Origin of the sequence: Pseudomonas sp. FP2300 (assembly GCF_030687595.1) — a bacterium.
GTDB lineage: Bacteria > Pseudomonadota > Gammaproteobacteria > Pseudomonadales > Pseudomonadaceae > Aquipseudomonas > Aquipseudomonas bijieensis.
The window spans coordinates 5,096,038-5,109,249 of sequence record NZ_CP117440.1; the positions used below are offsets into that span (position 1 = coordinate 5,096,038).

At 60.9% G+C, this 13,212-nt stretch carries 16 protein-coding genes; 8 read left to right on the plus strand and 8 right to left on the minus strand.

Translation table 11 applies throughout. The features are described from left to right. Positions 1-17: 17 nt before the first annotated feature. The 4 genes from PSH86_RS22490 to PSH86_RS22505 all read right to left on the minus strand — a co-directional run bounded on the left by PSH86_RS22490 (position 18) and on the right by PSH86_RS22505 (position 3,484). Positions 18-209, minus strand: coding sequence for a PLDc N-terminal domain-containing protein (locus PSH86_RS22490; RefSeq protein WP_003204476.1), 192 nt, complete (start codon positions 207-209; stop codon positions 18-20). 71 nt (positions 210-280) lie between these two features. Further along, a complete protein-coding gene (locus PSH86_RS22495; RefSeq protein ID WP_305485025.1) occupies positions 281-811 on the minus strand; it encodes a hypothetical protein in 531 nt (176 codons plus the stop codon). Positions 812-1,044: 233 nt separating this feature from the next. Further along, positions 1,045-1,563, minus strand: coding sequence for an ankyrin repeat domain-containing protein (locus tag PSH86_RS22500; RefSeq protein WP_305485027.1), 519 nt, complete (start codon positions 1,561-1,563; stop codon positions 1,045-1,047). A gap of 94 nt (positions 1,564-1,657) precedes the next feature. Next, a complete protein-coding gene (locus PSH86_RS22505) occupies positions 1,658-3,484 on the minus strand; it encodes a long-chain-acyl-CoA synthetase (protein WP_163857280.1) in 1,827 nt (608 codons plus the stop codon). Between the two features lie 355 nt (positions 3,485-3,839). Here PSH86_RS22505 and PSH86_RS22510 point away from each other — a divergent pair, with 355 nt between their 5' ends. Next, positions 3,840-4,118: a DUF3509 domain-containing protein gene (locus PSH86_RS22510; protein WP_003204481.1), complete on the plus strand. Its 279-nt coding sequence runs from the start codon at positions 3,840-3,842 to the stop codon at positions 4,116-4,118. 105 nt (positions 4,119-4,223) lie between these two features. Here the strand turns inward: PSH86_RS22510 and PSH86_RS22515 are convergent, their stop codons facing one another. The 3 genes from PSH86_RS22515 to aroC are packed head-to-tail and all read right to left on the minus strand — an operon-like array spanning position 4,224 to position 7,063. After that, positions 4,224-4,757 (minus strand): acireductone dioxygenase, encoded by a 534-nt coding sequence (locus tag PSH86_RS22515; RefSeq protein WP_176689290.1) that lies wholly within the window; start codon positions 4,755-4,757, stop codon positions 4,224-4,226. A gap of 34 nt (positions 4,758-4,791) precedes the next feature. Further along, positions 4,792-5,937 (minus strand): MFS transporter, encoded by a 1,146-nt coding sequence (locus tag PSH86_RS22520; protein WP_116834265.1) that lies wholly within the window; start codon positions 5,935-5,937, stop codon positions 4,792-4,794. 34 nt (positions 5,938-5,971) lie between these two features. After that, positions 5,972-7,063: a chorismate synthase gene (gene aroC / locus PSH86_RS22525; protein WP_109754482.1), complete on the minus strand. Its 1,092-nt coding sequence runs from the start codon at positions 7,061-7,063 to the stop codon at positions 5,972-5,974. 143 nt (positions 7,064-7,206) lie between these two features. Between aroC and PSH86_RS22530 the strand changes: the two genes are divergently transcribed. Beyond that, the gene (locus tag PSH86_RS22530) at positions 7,207-8,172 is read left to right on the plus strand and encodes an alpha/beta hydrolase (protein WP_305485034.1); all 966 of its coding nucleotides are present in this window, start codon (positions 7,207-7,209) and stop codon (positions 8,170-8,172) included. A gap of 109 nt (positions 8,173-8,281) precedes the next feature. After that, complete coding sequence (locus tag PSH86_RS22535) at positions 8,282-9,070, plus strand: hypothetical protein (RefSeq protein WP_109754484.1); 789 nt, start codon at positions 8,282-8,284, stop codon at positions 9,068-9,070. A gap of 136 nt (positions 9,071-9,206) precedes the next feature. Here PSH86_RS22535 and prmB read toward each other — a convergent pair whose 3' ends face one another. Continuing rightward, positions 9,207-10,115 (minus strand): 50S ribosomal protein L3 N(5)-glutamine methyltransferase, encoded by a 909-nt coding sequence (prmB, locus tag PSH86_RS22540; protein ID WP_109754485.1) that lies wholly within the window; start codon positions 10,113-10,115, stop codon positions 9,207-9,209. 254 nt (positions 10,116-10,369) lie between these two features. Here prmB and PSH86_RS22545 point away from each other — a divergent pair, with 254 nt between their 5' ends. The 5 genes from PSH86_RS22545 to PSH86_RS22565 all read left to right on the plus strand — a co-directional run bounded on the left by PSH86_RS22545 (position 10,370) and on the right by PSH86_RS22565 (position 13,142). Beyond that, positions 10,370-10,960 (plus strand): cysteine hydrolase family protein, encoded by a 591-nt coding sequence (locus PSH86_RS22545; RefSeq protein ID WP_014339619.1) that lies wholly within the window; start codon positions 10,370-10,372, stop codon positions 10,958-10,960. Between the two features lie 130 nt (positions 10,961-11,090). Beyond that, a complete protein-coding gene (locus PSH86_RS22550; protein WP_109754486.1) occupies positions 11,091-11,411 on the plus strand; it encodes a hypothetical protein in 321 nt (106 codons plus the stop codon). A gap of 74 nt (positions 11,412-11,485) precedes the next feature. Beyond that, positions 11,486-12,043 (plus strand): Smr/MutS family protein, encoded by a 558-nt coding sequence (locus PSH86_RS22555; protein ID WP_053146321.1) that lies wholly within the window; start codon positions 11,486-11,488, stop codon positions 12,041-12,043. A gap of 77 nt (positions 12,044-12,120) precedes the next feature. Then, complete coding sequence (gene folE / locus PSH86_RS22560) at positions 12,121-12,666, plus strand: GTP cyclohydrolase I FolE (protein WP_003204506.1); 546 nt, start codon at positions 12,121-12,123, stop codon at positions 12,664-12,666. 104 nt (positions 12,667-12,770) lie between these two features. After that, entirely contained in the window at positions 12,771-13,142 is a 372-nt protein-coding gene (locus PSH86_RS22565; RefSeq protein ID WP_109754533.1) for a glutathione S-transferase N-terminal domain-containing protein, read from the plus strand. The last annotated feature ends 70 nt before the right edge of the window (positions 13,143-13,212 follow it).

A 13,212-nucleotide genomic window follows, 5' to 3' on the forward strand; every position in this document is an offset into this window, starting at 1 on the left:
GCATTGTTGTGGAGCGGTCAAATCCGCACGTTGCCACGCGGCCCGGCAATCGCCCAGATGATCAGGCCCAGCACTGGCAACAGCAGGATCAGCAGCACCCAGAGGATTTTCATCCCGGTTTCCGCGCCGCTCTTGAGTACATTGATGATCGCCCAGATATCGAGCGCCAGGATAATCAGGCCGACCAGGCCGTTGAAGGTGGAACCCATGGTGTCGCTCCCAAATGGTGATAGGCACCCTTAGGATAGCGGGCCCCAGGCAAGGGTTCCGTTTTATTGCTTCAGACGTGGACCGCGATCTTGAGGGCTTCCAGGGACGGCGCGGCGGCGATGCCGACTTCGGCACACAGTTGCAGTACCCGCGGCACGTCGTTGCCGTAGACCAGCACCATTTGCAATTCATCGTCGAGCAACTGGCTGAAGTTCATCAGCACGTAGCCGCCGTTTTCCTTGTTCAGGCTGCTCATCTGGATCTGGATACGGTTGAGCGCGGTCAAGGCTTCGGTTTTCGCCAGTTGCTTTGGCTTGAGATTGAACGCCACGCCGGGGCCGAACGAGGCGACGATCTGTTCGAACAGGTCCACGTAAGTGTCGGCCTGGAACAGCACGGTGTCCGGCAGGCTGCCCACTACCACCCACTCACCCAACGAGATAGGGAAGGTGTCGTCGTAGTTGATATCGGGGTTGGCCGCCAGGAAAGCTGTCGGATCGGCGTAGGCCTGGGCCGCTTCGTCGGCGATTCGCTCGATGTCAGCCTCGCCAAGGCAGCCGGAGCTGATTTTGCCGATGAGTTCGATGAGGGCGGCTTTCATGGGGTGAATCCTGTGGCGAAGGTGTTTTGAGGGTGGGCAGGATAGCGCATCACATCGGTCGAGTCAGGAACCCGGGGCGAGGGAGCTTGCTCCCGCTCGGCTGCGAAGCAGTCGTAAATCCGCTGAACAGGGTAAACCTGACAGGTTGCGGTGGCTGGGTTTGGGGCTGCTGCGCAGCCCAGCGGGAGCAAGCTCCCTCGCCACAAAAGCCGTCGGGATCGGTGTTTAGCCTGTCAGCCCAACAACTTTTCCAACTGCGCCGTGGAGTCCACCGCCCCCATGGTCCTGGCCGCATCCAGGGCCGAGACGCCGTTGGCGTCCTTGGCTTTCGGATCAGCGCCTTTGCCGATCAGGTAGTCGACGATTTCCACCCGGTTGAACATCGCCGCCATCATCAGTGCGGTACGGCCATCGAAGGAGGCGCCTTCCACCTGCGCGCCGCCGTCCACCAGCGCCGAAACCACTGCCAGGTCGCCCTTGAACGCCGCACCGGCAATCGGGCTCTGGCCGTTGTCGTTGCGGATTTCCGGATCGGCCTTGTGCTCCAGCAGCACCTTCACCGTTTCCACATGCCCGTGGTAAGCGGCCAGCATCAAAAGGGTGTCACCCTTGTGGTTACGCAGGTTGGGCGGCAGGCCCTTGCTCAGCAGCGCGGCCATCATGGCTGCATCGCCCTGGCGTGCGACGTTGAACACCTGTTCGGCAAACTCCGCAGCCTCTTCCGGGGTCATCTGGCGGCTTGTATCGGACATGGGAAACTCCACTCGGGTCTTCGCAAAACGGCTAGTTTCCCGAGGGACCCGGGCGCTGTCATCCCTTTTTTCACTGTGCCCGCCATAGCCAGAATCAATAACGCAGTTGTCCGTCCTGGATCCGGGTCGCCAGTTGCCGATCCACCCGCACATAAGTATCGGTGCCCGGCAGCCAGGCATAGACCGGTTCATCCCCGGTGACGCATGGGTCGAACGCTTCGGCCTTGAGGCGGGTCTTCTGGTACTTGAAGGTGCCGGTGGTGTCCATTTTCACCTTGATGCGCAGGAACAGCGGCACGGCATAGGCGGGCAACTTGCATTGCAAGAACTGCAACAGCTCGCTGAAATCCAGGGTCGCCAGGGATTCGGACGGAGTGATCGCCGCCATGCCGGCACGGCCATTGGTGCCGTTGATCTCCACGCCGTAGGCCACCGCCTCGGCTACCTGGGGATGTTGCAGCAACACATTTTCGACTTCCGTGGTGGAGACGTTTTCGCCCTTCCAACGATAGGTATCACCGAGGCGATCAACGAACTGCCCATGCCCGAAGCCAATGTTACGCAACAGGTCGCCTGTGTTGAAATAACGGTCGCCCGGCGCAAAGACATCCCGGCAGATGGTTTTTTCGGTCAAGGCCTGCTCGGTGTAGCCGTCCAGCGGCGCCTTTTCGTCGATCCGCGCCAGCAGCAGGCCCGGTTGGCCCCTGGGCACTTTTTGCATACGCCCCTGCAGATTGCGCAACGGCAGGCCACTGTCATGGTCGTACTGCACCAGTTCCCAGCCCATCAGGGAAAAACCGACGGTGTTGTCGAAATTCAGGATGTTGGTAAAGCCGATATTGCCGTCGCTGGCCGCATACAGCTCGCAGATGTGGTCGATGCCGAAACGTGTCTTGAAGGTCGACCAGGCCCCGGGCCGCAGGCCGTTGCCGATCATTTTCTTCACACCGTGATGGCGGTCATCGGCAGCGACAGGCTGATCGATCAGGTAGCGGCACAACTCACCGACATAACCCAGCGTGGTCGCCCGGTAACGACGTACGTCGCTCCAGAACTGGCTTGCGCTGAACTTGCGCCGGATCGCAAATCCCGATGCACCACAGATCGCCGCGCCCCAGCACACGCACAGGCCCGTGGCGTGATACAGCGGCAAGGTGCAATACACGACATCGGCGGGTTGCATGTCCAGGGCGATCAGACCGAAGCTGGTGGCCGTGCGCATCCAGCGGCCATGGCGAAACACCCCGGCCTTGGGCAGCCCGGTGGTGCCCGAGGTGTAGAGATAAAAGCACGGGTCGTTACAGAAAACCTGCCGGCTGCACGCGGGGTTATCACCTGGGTAACCCTCGCAGCCAGCCATCAGGTCGATAAAACCGGACGGGACGTCGGCACTGTCCTGATCCGCGACCCACCAGGTCCTGGCGCTCGATAACGCCGTTCGCTCTCGCACATCGTTGAAAGCCGCAACCCGTTCATCCCCGACCACTATCGCGACCGGATTGACCAAGGCCAGGCTGTGCACCAGCGCATCGCCGGTTTGCGAGGTATTGAGCATGGCACTGACCGCGCCCACCTTCGCCATCGCCAGCACGCTGATCAACAGCTGTGGCCGGTTCTCGATGAATATCGCCACGCAGTCGCCCTTGCCGATGCCCTGGGCCAACAGGTAATGAGCGATGCGATTGGCCTGCGCGTTGACCTGTGCATAACTCAACACTGTATCGCCGCACAGCAGCGCCGGGCCGTGGGGATTGCGTTGGGTGGCCTGTTCGAAACACCAGCCCAGGCCACAAGGCTGGGTCGGGTCCTGGACGTTGGCCTGCTTCATGCCTTTGACGATCCGGGGGACGGCTTTGGCGATGACTGGCAGCTTGCGCAGCATCATGCCCCAGGTAATAGCGTCGCTGGGTGTACGACTCATGGTGATCTTCCCCGTTCGACCTCGTGGGTCTCGGTTCTTGTTATGGGCTGGCGGTGATTTTGGCTCGAAAGTACGCCCGCGATTGCGACGCTGTACACGCGGTTTTTGCAATGTTTTGTATCCGCTGGCCGAGACAGGCGAAGCGTGAGCGCCGGAAAACGATTTGGTTCCAAAAATCCTTGCCCGACCACGCAAAATGCAGGATGCACGATGGCTATTCATGCAAGTTGCACGAAAGCGAAAATCCAACAAAAACGTAACTTATTGTTTTTAAATGGTTTTTTAGAGAATAAAATGCTGGCATAGACAGTGCAACCATCCCTCCACGGTTTGCCATACCATGGAGCAGTCAACTATGAACATGATTCAAGAAAAGTTTGCATCCCTGTTTTCCAACTACGAAGTGACCACTCAGCCCCGCCCGGATGGCGGCATTCTGCTGACCTTGCGTAATAGCGACGGCAAGCTGTTCAAACGCACGATTTCCTATGCTCAATTGCATGCCGGGGATCAGTTGTCCTGGGCGATCAGCGCGATTCGTCGTGACCTGGCTGAACAGGCCAGCGAGTTGCCACAGATCACACTGTTGCAGAGCCAGCATCGGTTTGCGCTGCCGACTTACCACAGCGCTTGAGTCTGCTGGAAAATCCGCTTTGCTGTTCACATAGAAAAACGGCGCTTCTCTCAGAAATAGGAAGCGCCGTTTTTTTGGGGGGTTTCTTTTGGGGCCAAACGCGGATCAATCCTCCAATCGAGGAAACCGGCGAGCAATATCATCCCCGGTGAGCTCAGCAACCACCCCCTGCGGATCACCAGACAAACGGATCGTAACGAAATGCGGCCGCTCCCCTCCGTCAAACCAATGCCGCGTACCAGCAGGCACCGTTATCAGGTCGTTCCTCTCACACAAAACCGCGTAGACATAATCGCCGATGTGCAGGTTAAACAAACCACGACCGGTGACGAAAAACCGTACTTCGTCCTGGCTATGGCGGTACTCATCAAGCCCCCCGTCCGATTCCGGATGATCGCTGCTGACACTGACTACATCGACCGCTACGTACCCCCGCTCAGTCATCAACCCATCGATCTGAATCTGGTAAGCCGCAATGAGGTCTTCCTCGCGGGCACCAGGCTGGATTTTCGCCGCCGCTTCCCAACGGGCAAAGTGAATGCCTTGTTCGATCAGTGTCGCAGTGATGTCTTCGAAGTGGGTCAACACCTTGTTCGGGATATCGGGGCTCGAAACGTGATAGACGGCGAGGCTGCTCATGACAATGGCTCCAGCAAATTAACGGTTCGAAGGCTCATGGCCGATCCTCTTGCATACGTGTCGCAATGATAACGGCTGCGGCGAAGGCGGCGAGGCTGGCGAGGCTGAAGGTCCAACTGGCGCCCAGGGCGTTCCAACTGTAGCCGGAGTACAACGCGCCCAAGGCCCCGCCCGTGCCCGCCAGCGCCGCGTACAGCGCCTGCCCCTGGCCTTGCTGGCGAGGGCCAAAGCTGCGTTGCACGAAATGGATGGCGGCGGCGTGAAAGCTGCCGAAGGTCGCCGCGTGCAGCACTTGCGCGAATAACAACACCCAGAGGAATTCGGCCAGCGAGCCCAACAACAGCCAGCGCAACGCCGCCAGCAGGAAACTCGCCAGCAATACCCTGCGCACGGAAAATCGCGCCAGGATCCGACTCATCAGCAGGAAGACCAGAACTTCCGCCACCACACCGACCGCCCACAGCATGCCGATCAAGCCGCGACTGTAGCCCAGGCGTTCGAGGTGCAACGTCAGAAAGGTGTAATACGGCCCGTGGCTCACCTGCATCAGGCCCACACAGATGTAGAACGCCAGTACGCCAGGGTTGCGCAGTTGCCGCAGGAAGCCTTCCCCCGCGACTCGCGCCCCCTGCAATGGCTGGGCGTTGGGCACCCAGAAGCTGGCGAGGATGATGCCGGCCATGATCAACACCAGCGCCACCGGGTAGATGTCCAGGCTCAGCCATTCGAACAGGCGACCAAGCAGGACCACGGTGATGATGAAACCGATGGAGCCCCACAGGCGGATCTGGCTGTAGCGCGACGCCTGGCCGCTCAAATGGGCCAGGGTAATGACTTCGAACTGCGGCAACACCGCGTGCCAGAAGAATGCATGCAGCGCCATGACCATCGCCAGCCAGGCGTAGCTTTTATCGATGAAGATCAGCGAGAAGGTCAACAGCGTACAGATCGCACCAAAGCGCACGATCGCCAGGCGTCGGCCGGTGTAATCCCCCAGCCAGCCCCAGATGTTCGGCGCCACGCAACGCATCAGCATCGGGATCGCCACCAACTCGCCGATGCGCGCTGCGTTGAACCCCAGGTGATCGAAATACAGCGCCAGGAATGGCGCCGTCGAACCGAGCAGGGCGAAATAGAACAGATAAAAACTGGAGAGCCGCCAGTACGGCAGTGCCGCCATGGTCGTCAGGCCACGGCGGTCGGCAGGCCAGCCATCAAAGCTGACCCAGCACCGGGGTGCCGACCCGCACATCGGCGTTCTGGCCGCGATGACGCAGCAGGTGATCCATCAGCACGATCGCCATCATCGCCTCGGCGATGGGCGTGGCACGGATGCCGACGCACGGGTCGTGACGGCCCTTGGTGATGACGTCCACCGGGTTGCCATGAATATCGATGGAGCGGCCCGGCGTGGTGATGCTGGAGGTCGGCTTCAGGGCCAGGTGAGCAACGATTGGCTGGCCCGAGGAAATGCCACCGAGGATGCCGCCGGCATTGTTGCTCAGGAAACCTTGCGGAGTCAGTTCGTCACGGTGCTCGGTGCCGCGCTGGGCGACACAGGCGAAACCGGCGCCGATCTCCACGCCCTTCACCGCGTTGATGCTCATCAGCGCATGGGCCAGTTCGGCGTCGAGACGGTCGAAGATCGGCTCGCCGAGGCCAGGCATCACGCCTTCGGCGACCACAGTAATCTTCGCGCCGACCGAGTCCTGGTCCCGGCGCAACTGGTCCATGTAGGCCTCGAGCTCCGGGACCTTGTCTGGATCAGGGCAGAAAAAGGCGTTCTGTTCTACCGAGTCCCAGGTCTTGAACGGGATTTCGATGGGCCCCAACTGGCTCATGTAGCCACGAATGACGATGCCCTGGCTGGCCAGGTACTTCTTGGCAATCGCCCCGGCCGCCACGCGCATGGCGGTTTCCCGGGCCGAGCTGCGACCGCCGCCACGGTAGTCGCGCTCACCGTATTTGTGGTGGTAGGTGTAGTCGGCGTGGGCCGGGCGGAACAGGTCCTTGATGGCCGAGTAGTCCTTGGACTTCTGGTCGGTGTTGCGGATCAACAGGCCGATGGCGCAGCCGGTGGTGCGCCCTTCGAACACACCAGACAGGATTTCGACTTCATCGGCTTCCTGGCGCTGGGTGGTATGGCGGCTGGTGCCGGGCTTGCGCCGGTCCAGGTCGCGTTGCAGGTCGTCCAGGGAAATCTCCAGGCCCGGCGGGCAGCCGTCGACAATGGCGACCAACGCCGGGCCATGGCTTTCGCCCGCGGTGGTGACAGTGAACAGCTTGCCGTAGGTATTGCCGGACATGCAGGGTGCTCCATGAAAAACGCTGAGAGACTCAACCTTGGATTCGTAGTGGGCGCCAGTATACGCAGGCTCCCCGCGTAGTTCATCCTCGAACCTTATCGGCGGCCGCCAGTCCAACCGGCACCTTCGCAACTAATGGCGTGATGATGTTAAAGCTGCTTGCCTTAAGCCTTACCTTGTTAACCGGCCTGTTTTGCGGCCTGACCCAGGCCACGGTGCTGCAACGCCCGATCAGCCTCGACACGGGCAGTGGTGAACTTTTCGGCTCGTTGTTGCTGCCAAAGTCCGACACGCCAGTGCCGGTCGTGCTGATCATTTCCGGGTCCGGCCCTACGGATCGCGACGGCAACAACCCCGAGGGCGGGCGCAACGACAGCCTCAAGCGCCTGGCCTGGGTCCTGGCCAGGCATAACATTGCCAGTGTGCGCTACGACAAACGCGGTGTGGCCGCCAGCCTCGCGGCGACACCGGACGAGCGCAACCTGAGCGTCGAGGCCTATGTGGCCGACGCCGTAGCCTGGAGCCACAAGCTCGCCGCCGATCCGCGCCTGGGCCCGGTGATTTTGCTGGGCCACAGTGAAGGCGCGTTGATCGCCAGCCTTGCCGCGCCCCAGGCCAACGCAGCGGCGGTGATTTCGCTGTCCGGCAGCGCCCGGCCAATCGACCAGGTGCTGCGTCAACAACTGAGCAACCGCCTGCCACCGCCCCTGATGCTGCGCAGCAACGAACTACTCGACAGCCTCAAGGCCGGTCGAGTCGACGACAACGTGCCGGCGCAACTGCAGGTCATTTTCCGCCCCAGTGTGCAGCCGTACCTGATCTCGCTGTTCCGCCAGGACCCGGCCCGTGCCTTCGCGGCGCTGAAGATGCCGGCCTTGATCATCCAGGGCAGCAATGACATCCAGGTCAGCATCGATGACGCCAAACAGTTGAAAGCCGCCAAGCCCGACGCCGAACTGGCGCTGATCGAGGGCATGAACCACGTGATGCGCATCGTGCCCAACGACGTGAAGCGGCAACTGGCTTCCTACAAGGACCCGAACCTGCCCCTGGCGGCCGAGCTCGGTGCACGGATTCTGCGTTTTATTGACGCGTTAGCCGCCCGTTGAGCGGTTTTAGTGGCAACTAGCCCTCCAGTCCTTTAAAAAACGGCCGATAGCACTGTGTCGGATAGCGCAATGGCTACCGACCAGCCGGCCTGGACAGGACTTTGCCGTTATGACTGAAACTCAAACTTCCCCCGACACCGCCGCCGAAGCCCCCGCCTCGTCTGCGGTGGAGTTGCCGTGGGCCGACGTGCACACCGAGCATCACAAGATGCTCCGCCTGGCCCCGCTCAAGACCGACCGCGCCACCGGTGTGCGGCCGCTGCGGTTTGTCGAGTTCAGCTATGTCGAGCGCCACAGCAAGGAGCGCAGCCTGCTGCGCATGAGCATCCAGCTGCCGAACCAGCGCGTGCGCAAGGAACAGAATCACCTGGACGTCTGGGCCGACCACGTCGAAAAACGTTTGTTTTTTTCCCCGGACAATCTGCAAGTCGAGCCGTTTAACCGTGGCATCGGCCGCTTCCTCGCGGCCCAGGGCATTACCTGGGCCAAGAAACGCTGGTCGGCCTACCAGGTAGACGGTACCGACCTGGATAACAAGGACGCCCTGAACGAAGACACTCGCCTGCGCCGCGACCGTTTTCTCAAGGCCCAAGGCTTCGAAGTGGCCTACGCCGACGCCCAGCACCTCAAGGGCAGCGTCAAGCCAACCCACGTTGGCGATCTGCTGGGGGACTGGAACACCGAGAAGCTGCAGTTCGTGGAAATCCTTGAAGCCGCGCAGATGCTGCAACAAGCCGAGCAGAACCTGGCGGAACAAGAAGTCAAACTCAAGCAGCAAGAAGAAAAGGTCAACAAGTTCAAGCGTGAAGACACCGGCCTGCGCTTCACCATCACCTGCCTGGTGGCTTTCGCCATGTTCCAGGCGGGGTTGCTGATCTGGATTGCGACGCGGCACTAAGACTGCACACTGCAAGTGAGCTCTGTGGGAGCGAGCCTGCTCGCGATAGCGTCGTGTCAGCGGCACTTAAGTGACTGACACACCGTCATCGCGAGCAGGCTCGCTCCCACAGGTTGGCTCCCCGAAATCAATCGGATCACACTCGCGAAGCAAACACCGCCTGATGCTGGCGGCACTGCTCGGCGCTGAGCATGAACACACCATGACCACCGCGCTCGAAGTCGAGCCAGGCGAAATCGACTTCCGGGTACAACGCCTCGACGTGCACCTGGCTGTTGCCCACCTCGACGATCAACAGCCCCTTCTCGGTCAGATGATCGGCCGCCTCGGCCAGCATCCGGCGAACCAGGTTCAAGCCGTCATCGCCACAGGCCAGGCCCAGCTCCGGCTCATGCTGGTACTCCGGCGGCATGTCGGCGAAATCTTCCGCGTCGACGTAGGGCGGGTTCGACACGATCAGGTCGAAACGTTGCCCCGGCAATCCCTCGAAACCATCGCCCTGGACGGTGAACACGCGCTCGTCGACACCATGCCGCTCGATGTTCTGGTTGGCCACTTCCAGCGCTTCGAACGACAGGTCGGCCAGCACCACTTCGGCCTCCGGGAACTCATAGGCACAGGCAATGCCGATGCAACCGGAACCGGTGCACAGGTCGAGAATCCGTGCAGGCTCCTGGCCCAACCAAGGCTCGAAACGCTTTTCGATCAGTTCGCCGATAGGCGAGCGCGGAATCAGCACCCGTTCGTCGACGATAAAAGACATCCCGCAGAACCAGGCCTCACCCAGCAGGTAGGCCGCCGGGATGCGCTCGGCAATGCGTCGGCGCAACAGACGCTGCACATGGACCAGCTCTTCGTCTTCAAGGCGGCAGTCCAGGTAGCTGTCGGCAATTTCCCATGGCAGGTGCAATGCGCCCAACACCAGTTGCCGGGCTTCGTCCCACGCGTTATCGGTGCCATGACCGAAAAACAGATCCTCCCCATGGAAACGACTGACGGCCCAACGGATATGGTCGCGCAGGGTACGGAGACGGGAAGTGATCACGGCGGCAAACTCCAGAAAAATCGACGGGCGAGTCTATCAGCCAAACGCGGTGCTGCCCAAACACGCGCCGATGACGAACGAAAATACCCGAAGCAATCGTAGGAATTATCCGTTTTTTGATTCACCTATTGAACAAGACGGGCATCTTGACAAGGCTGTAGGCCAGCAACGGCGGCCCTTGCGATGGAAGCGATTCACAGAACCGCTCAGCCAGAGGACAATGTCGCAAAAGCCCCACTCGAAGGAGCCCCAGAATGTCCGTTCCAAAAACGATGTTTCAACTCAGCGGCCGTGGTTATGCGGCGGCCAATCTGAGTCAAGCGACCCTGATCATCATCGATGCCCAGAAAGAATACCTCGCAGGTCCCCTGGCCCTGAGCGGCATGGATGCAGCCGTCGCGAACATCAAGCAATTGCTCGGTGCGGCCCGTGCAGCCGGTCGACCGATCGTGCATGTGCGCCACCTGGGCACCCATGGCGGGCTGTTCGATCCACAAGGCGAACGCGGGGAGTTCATTCCCGGCCTCGAACCCCAGGGTGACGAAACCGTGGTCGAAAAGTTGCTGCCCAGCGCCTTCCACGGCACCGAACTGAAAAAGCGCCTGGAAGACTTCGGCCCCCTGGACCTGATCGTGTGCGGGTTCATGAGCCATTCCAGCGTCAGCACCACTGTGCGCGCCGCCAAGAACCTGGGCTTTCGCTGCACCCTGGTGGAAGACGCCTGCGCCACCCGCGACCTGCCATACAAGGGCGGAGTCCTCAGCGCCGAGCACGTACAACAGACCGAAATGGCGATCATGGCCGACAACTTCGCCACCCTGGCCCTGACCCGCGACTTCATCTGATGCGCCTTGATGAGCGGCCCGCCCTGCCGCTCATCCGCAAAAGCCTCTCATTTGCCGCAATTGCCCTACCTTCAGGAACAACCCGAATATCTTCCGGTCGAAGGGCCGATACCCATTGAGGAAGGTCGGAATGAAGTTATCCGATGGTTTTGACGCACGTCGCTTGCGGCCCAAAGGCCCGAGCAACTGGCGGTTTCGTTTCGGCGCGGCGATCGCTGCGCTCCTGGCAACACTCGGTGTATTACTGGCCATGGCCGGTGCGGCCAGCCTGCTGGGCCGTCCCCCCGCACTGGGCGAGTTGAATGCCACCCCGCTGGGTTCGGCGATCATCCTGGCTGTCGGTCTTGTCGTATTGCTGTTGGGCGTCTGGCTCTGGCGCCGTTGCCGCCGTCGCGCCCGCCAATCCCTGGAGCTGGCCATGGCTCCGCACCTGATGAAAAAGCACGACTGACCCACCATCCGACGTTTTGTCGCGCCTGATCCCGCCAGAGTTGGGTAAACTGGCCGGCCTTCGCGGAGGCTGACATGCAAGACGACGACTTTTCCCTGTTCAAAAGTGCGATCCAGGGCGTAAAACCGATCAAGCACGACCGTGCCGAGACCGGCAAGCCCAAGGCTGATCGCGCACAGATCGCCAAGCTGCGCCAGGCCGCCACCGTACGCACCGACGCCACGACCGTGGACGGTTTGTCCGATCAGTTCGTGATCGACGTCGGCCCGGAAGACGAGTTGATGTGGGCGCGCGACGGCGTCCAGGAAAGCCAGATGCGCAAGCTGAAGGTCGGCCAGATCCCCTTCGAAGGCAGCCTCGACCTGCACGGCATGAGCGTCGAAAAAGCCCGGGAAACCCTCTGGGCATTCCTGGCCGAAGCCACCAGATTCGAAATCCGCTGCGTGCGCGTCACCCACGGCAAAGCCGTGCGCCTGGACGGCAAGCGGCCCATGATCAAGAGCCACGTCAATACCTGGTTGCGCCAGCACCCGCAAGTGCTGGGCTTCACCTCCTGCCAGGCGAAACACGGCGGTGCCGGGGCGGTGTACGTGATGCTCAAGCGCACCATGATGGAAGGTCGCGACGAGTAGCCCGCGATTGCCGAGCTTGCAGCGCCGTGTCCGCCACCGTACCCTTGCCCTTTGCGTAAAATCCCACAGGTAGTTTCATGTCTCTGGAACAGAATTACACCGCGATTCTCGGCCAACTGGGCGAGGACGTTTCCCGCGAGGGCCTGCTCGACACGCCCAAGCGTGCTGCCAAGGCCATGCAGTACCTCTGCCGCGGTTATGAACAGACCCTGGAAGAAGTCACCAACGGTGCCTTGTTCAGCTCCGACAACAGCGAGATGGTGCTGGTCAAGGACATCGAGTTGTACTCGCTGTGCGAGCATCATCTGTTGCCTTTCATCGGCAAGGCCCATGTGGCCTATATCCCGAGCGGCAAGGTGCTGGGGCTGTCGAAAGTCGCGCGCATCGTCGATATGTATGCCCGTCGCCTGCAGATCCAGGAAAACCTCAGCCGCCAGATCGCCGACGCGGTCCAGCAAGTGACCGGCGCCCTGGGCGTGGCGGTGGTGATCGAGGCCAAGCACATGTGCATGATGATGCGCGGTGTGGAAAAGCAGAATTCCTCGATGATCACCTCGGTGATGCTCGGCGAGTTCCGGGAAAACGCCGCGACCCGCAGCGAATTCCTCAGCCTCATCAAGTAATCCGTGGCGTTTAAAAAACCGGCATGCATCGCCGGTTTTTTTTCGCCCGGGAAAAATCAGGTAAGCTGCGCGCCCTCTTCTTCCCTGCCGCGAGGCTTAATACCGTGATTGTCAAAGCGCTTCGAGTTGGCCTGGGCCAGCTCATCATCTTCATCGACTTCATCACCCGCCCCGGCAAGAAACAGCGCCCGGCCGAGGCCCAGGCGCAGGTCGACCAGGCCGCCCGCAGCCTGACGCTCTATCAATTCCACGCCTGCCCGTTCTGCGTGAAGACCCGCCGCACCCTGCGCCGCCTCAACGTGCCGGTGGCCCTGCGCGATGCGAAAAACAACGAGCAGGATCGTCAGACACTGCTGGAACAAGGCGGCAGGATCAAGGTGCCATGCCTACGTATCGAAGAGAATGGCCAGACCTCCTGGATGTATGAGTCCAAGGTGATCATTGATTATCTGGATAAGCGGTTTTCTGCGGTCTGATAATTGTGGTGTGTTTGCGGACCCCTATCGCGAGCAGGCTCGCTCCCACAATGAAACTGTAGGTAACTGG

Coding starts and splice junctions, on each gene's coding strand:
- PSH86_RS22490 (WP_003204476.1), bottom strand. CDS start 209: ATGGGTTCCACCTTCAACGGCCTGGTCGGCCTGATTATCCTGGCGCTC.
- PSH86_RS22495 (WP_305485025.1), bottom strand. CDS start 811: ATGAAAGCCGCCCTCATCGAACTCATCGGCAAAATCAGCTCCGGCTGC.
- PSH86_RS22500 (WP_305485027.1), bottom strand. CDS start 1,563: ATGTCCGATACAAGCCGCCAGATGACCCCGGAAGAGGCTGCGGAGTTT.
- PSH86_RS22505 (WP_163857280.1), bottom strand. CDS start 3,484: ATGAGTCGTACACCCAGCGACGCTATTACCTGGGGCATGATGCTGCGC.
- PSH86_RS22510 (WP_003204481.1), top strand. CDS start 3,840: ATGAACATGATTCAAGAAAAGTTTGCATCCCTGTTTTCCAACTACGAA.
- PSH86_RS22515 (WP_176689290.1), bottom strand. CDS start 4,757: ATGAGCAGCCTCGCCGTCTATCACGTTTCGAGCCCCGATATCCCGAAC.
- PSH86_RS22520 (WP_116834265.1), bottom strand. CDS start 5,937: ATGGCGGCACTGCCGTACTGGCGGCTCTCCAGTTTTTATCTGTTCTAT.
- aroC (WP_109754482.1), bottom strand. CDS start 7,063: ATGTCCGGCAATACCTACGGCAAGCTGTTCACTGTCACCACCGCGGGC.
- PSH86_RS22530 (WP_305485034.1), top strand. CDS start 7,207: ATGATGTTAAAGCTGCTTGCCTTAAGCCTTACCTTGTTAACCGGCCTG.
- PSH86_RS22535 (WP_109754484.1), top strand. CDS start 8,282: ATGACTGAAACTCAAACTTCCCCCGACACCGCCGCCGAAGCCCCCGCC.
- PSH86_RS22545 (WP_014339619.1), top strand. CDS start 10,370: ATGTCCGTTCCAAAAACGATGTTTCAACTCAGCGGCCGTGGTTATGCG.
- PSH86_RS22550 (WP_109754486.1), top strand. CDS start 11,091: ATGAAGTTATCCGATGGTTTTGACGCACGTCGCTTGCGGCCCAAAGGC.
- PSH86_RS22555 (WP_053146321.1), top strand. CDS start 11,486: ATGCAAGACGACGACTTTTCCCTGTTCAAAAGTGCGATCCAGGGCGTA.
- folE (WP_003204506.1), top strand. CDS start 12,121: ATGTCTCTGGAACAGAATTACACCGCGATTCTCGGCCAACTGGGCGAG.